Origin of the sequence: Methylocystis suflitae (genome assembly GCF_024448135.1) — a bacterium.
Classification (GTDB): domain Bacteria; phylum Pseudomonadota; class Alphaproteobacteria; order Rhizobiales; family Beijerinckiaceae; genus Methylocystis; species Methylocystis suflitae.
Map to the genome: position 1 here is coordinate 1 of NZ_JAMRYX010000183.1, position 4,007 is coordinate 4,007.

Consider the following 4,007-nt stretch of genomic DNA (forward strand, 5'->3'; position numbering starts at 1 on the left):
GGTACTCCGGTACCGGCAGATCTACGCTCACATCCGCGCCGCCTCGCTCAAGGCTCGCGCCAACCCGTCCATGGCCTGCTCTAGCTCGTCCCGCTGGTTTCTCTGCTCGGCGACCGGCGCCATTCCCGCCCGCGTCGCGACCTTCACGCGCGCAAACGCTTGCGCATCCGGCGCCCGCGACCGGCCAGCGCTGAGATTGAGACCGGCGAACATGCCTCGTGTCTTGGCCGCAGGCGCCTCGGCCCGCGTTTCTCTCGCTCGCGACGGTTCGGGCAAGCGCTCGCCTGGCGAGCGTTCGGCCATCTGCGCTTGTTGCGGCATGACAATCTCGCTGCGCGCGGCGATTCCCGTTCGCCGTAATCGAGCGTCGTCTGGCGCCGGAGCGCGGCGGCCGCTCCGACAGCGCCGCGAGGTCCTTGACCTCGTCGCGGCCGGCGTAAAGCATCGCCTGCTCGCGATGCCGCGTCATGGCGACATAGGCGAGATGCCGGTCCACGCGGTCGGAGGCGAGCACATACGCGCGATCGACCGTCGCCCCCTGCGATTTATGATTCGTCGTGGCGTAGCCGATCGACGGCGGCGTAATTAGACATGAAGACGGAAACTTCCCGCCCCTGGCCTGGTCCCCTGGCGCTGCCACTCCTCCCCCTGCCGGCGAAATGCAGCGTTGAGCGGGCGCAATCGCTTTCTGACCTCCCGACGTCACAGGGTACTCCTCGATACCGCGCTCAGGACTCCAGCGTGACGAGCTTGCCTTCTTCAGTTTCGACGTGGACATAGCCCGGTCCGAACGAACGAAAGCGGCCGCTTGCGATCGTTACGAACTCACAGAGCGGCAGTTCCGCCGCTTCTTCGGCGCGGGACGAGAAATGTAGAAATCGGCGTGATAGAGGCCTTCCCCCTCCAGGCCCTGGGTATCTTTTCCGAGCGCCGCGAGCGTCTGCAACGTATGATCGAATTCATCACGGGTCCGGAAGCGCCGCTGTATGAAAGATACGCCGTCCAAGTGCTCCGTGACGTAGCCAAAGTCACTCAACGCCTGGGCGATCCTATCAAAGGGAAACATGCGCAGCACGAAGGAGATCACCCACGGCCGGCGCTTCATCTGCGCGAGTAGCCTGCGAAAAGTCGCCTCGCCCAGGTAGCCGATGCAGCCCGTAGAAAGAATGACGTCCGCGCGAGAGACGATGCGCGCAGCGTCCGACGACAACTCGCTTTCCTCGAGATCGGCGACGACGCCATCCAGGATCAAACCGACGCTCTTGGCGTAACGGATTGCAGGCTCGGAGACGTCAAGGCCAATAAAGCCTGCTACGCCACGATCCGGCCAAGCCGCGAAATAATTGGCGTCGAGCCGCAACAGATCATCTGAGGATGACTCCACCATTTCGCGCCTAGCATATCTGCGCCTCAGCTTATCAAAGGTCAATGGAAAACGATGCACCGCAGCGTTGATGCCGTACGAGCAACCGACGTCGAGCACGATAGGCCTTTTCCCGCCGGAAGTCTTCGCAGCGAGCACCTGCCGAATGACAGGCTCTGCGACGTCAGGGATCAGGTAGTCCAACCCGCCCAGGACAGAATAGTACGACCTGGGATCGTCCATGACGTAGATTTCGTCGAAGTTCGCTTTGGCCGTGTTGATCTGGCCATAGTCCTGGTTCACGATTCTCACCCTCACTACGCTATCCTCGCGAAGCGCCAACGCTACCTTCGGCCCGTGTCTATTTTTAGGACCAGTCGCCCCCTGCGCGCTCGTCGATCGGCTCCTGAGGGCGCTTCCCGCGCAAGCGGCTACGGCAAGGCTCAGTGCCGAATGCTTCACGCAGCGGGCGGGCGCAGCTCATCCCCCAGCAGGGGCGCTGATCAATCGCCTATGTGTTAGCCGCGATGGTACATCTGCCTAGCGAGGTCATCCGGCTCGTTTATCCGAGCTATGCGTCAAACAAACTATGCAGACGCTAACGCGGCTTTCGGCCGAGGATGATGGAGCAGCCGCAAGGCTCGCTGAAAAACCTCGTCCATGGAGAGCCTTGCCAACGGCGTGCTCATTGTATCCGCCGACGATTACAGCTTCTAAGGAGCGTAACCGAAAGCCTGATTGAGCCGCGAGATCGCGACGCCGGCATTGATCGAGGCGTTCGCCTGCATGCGCTGCGCTTCCAGCTGGATCTGGCGAACGCGATAGAGATCGAAGGCGTTAATTTCGCCAAGCTTGAACGCTTTGCGCGACAGTTCGAATTGATCGTTGGCGACGACCAGCCGGCTATTGGCGAGGCCTGCAGCGCGCTGCGCCGCCGCCAACGCGGCGCGCGACGCTTTTATTTCGGCGAGAACGATGCGCTTGGTGCGTTCATACTCGGCGCGGGCGCGATCCATCTCTGCCAACGCTTCGGCGCGTCTTGGTTCATTGCGGCCGGCAGTCGGCAGAGGAATGCGAAGGCGCACGCCCACGGTCGTCGAATCCGTGCGTTGATTGCTGATGGTCTGCGAAGGGTCCGTTGAATATTGATTATTATATTCGCGCCGGCCAAAGATTGCGAGCTCGGGGTTGTCGATCGGCGTCGCGTCGACAAGTTGCGCCTGCGCCTCGGCGCGGGCGAGCGCCGCCCGCGGCGTCCGCAAAGCAGGATGGTCTTCGATGTCCCCTACAGGGCGCACGGATTCGAGCTTCCCCGCCGGAGGCGCGCCGCCGGTCAGCGCCATATAGTTTACGCGCGCGACTTTTAGGGCGCCTTCCGCCTGCGCCAATTCCGTTTCAGCGGCGAGCGTCTCATTCTCTGCAAGCAGCGCATCAGACTGCGAGGCGTCGCCAAGTTCGACCCGGCGAGTCATGTCCGCGCCAATGTCGCGCGCCGTGGCGACACGATTGCGCGCCACGGAGCCTTCGCGCGCTGCGCGCTGCGCATTCCACCAGGCGTCCCGCAACAGCGCCGCGACGTCGAGGCGACGTAACGCCAGTCGCTCCTCGACCTCGGAAAGGCCGGTGGTCACCGTCGCCGCAAAGGCGTCGCGCTGGCCCGGCAGCCAAAGCGGCATTCCGGCCTCGACTTCCGTTTCGCTATAGTTGCGCAAATTACCGGCTGGAGCGTTACGCTGCAAGCCGCCGACGAAGGGCGAGCCAGGCGTAATCGAATTCGCGGTCGCGTAGCGCGCCGAAATGGCGCGAAACCGCGCCTCGAGCGAGCGACTCTGAGCATCGATGGAGACGGCCAGTTGAAGATGCTGCGCCAGCACATTGCCATGTGGGATCTTGTTGACGAGGGGCTTCTTGCCGGGCGACGCAGCCTTATTGCGTTTAATTCTAGCCCTGATCTTTTTCTTGCCCTTCAGGGTAACCTCACCGCGCATCGGCTCCTCTGCCGTCGCCGCGCGAAATGTCTCTTCGGATTCCACGCTTAACGCCGAGCCGGTAAGCGTAAAGAGCATCGTCGTTATAAGGATTGCGCCGACCCTCATACGCGAGCGTCCTCGCGCGCACGCATTGGCGCGGGTTGCCGCATCGCTCGCGCGCGGAACTTCTGACGAATGACCAAGCCGAGATTGGCGGTGCGATCGTAAAGAATCGGCAGCAGGATCAAGGTCAGCACCGTGGCCGAGATCAAACCTCCAATGACGACGATGGCGAGCGGGCGCTGGATCTCGGCGCCGGGCCCATGCGCGAACAGGAACGGGATCAAGCCGAAGGCCGCGATGGTGGCGGTGAGCAAGACGGGCCGCATCCGCCGACGCGCGCCTTCCAGCACCGCTTCGCGCGTGCTGCGCGTGCCTTCGTCCACAAGCTTGTTGATGTAGGAGATGAGCACGACGCCGTTGAGCACGGCGATGCCGACAAGCGCAATGAAGCCGACCGACGAGGGCACTGACATGAATTCTCCAGAAAGCCACAGGCCCAAAATGCCGCCGATCGCCGCGAAGGGCACATTGCAGAACACCAGCGTCGCCTGCAGCACCGAGTTGAAGGTCAGATACAGCAACAGGAAAATCAGCGCCATCGCGATCGGCAC

The 4,007-nt window shown here is 62.6% G+C and carries 4 protein-coding genes; all 4 read right to left on the reverse strand.

Going from position 1 to position 4,007, the window contains the following annotated elements:
- Positions 1 to 27: 27 nt before the first annotated feature.
- Complete coding sequence (locus NEI07_RS14120; RefSeq protein WP_256035376.1) at positions 28 to 321, reverse strand: hypothetical protein; 294 nt, start codon at positions 319 to 321, stop codon at positions 28 to 30.
- Between the two features lie 496 nt (positions 322 to 817).
- A complete protein-coding gene (locus tag NEI07_RS14125) occupies positions 818 to 1,666 on the reverse strand; it encodes a class I SAM-dependent methyltransferase (protein ID WP_328516984.1) in 849 nt (282 codons plus the stop codon).
- 410 nt (positions 1,667 to 2,076) lie between these two features.
- Complete coding sequence (locus NEI07_RS14130) at positions 2,077 to 3,351, reverse strand: TolC family protein (protein ID WP_256035378.1); 1,275 nt, start codon at positions 3,349 to 3,351, stop codon at positions 2,077 to 2,079.
- A gap of 104 nt (positions 3,352 to 3,455) precedes the next feature.
- A partial coding sequence (locus tag NEI07_RS14135) for an efflux RND transporter permease subunit (protein ID WP_256035381.1) occupies positions 3,456 to 4,007 on the reverse strand: 552 nt, incomplete at its 5' end.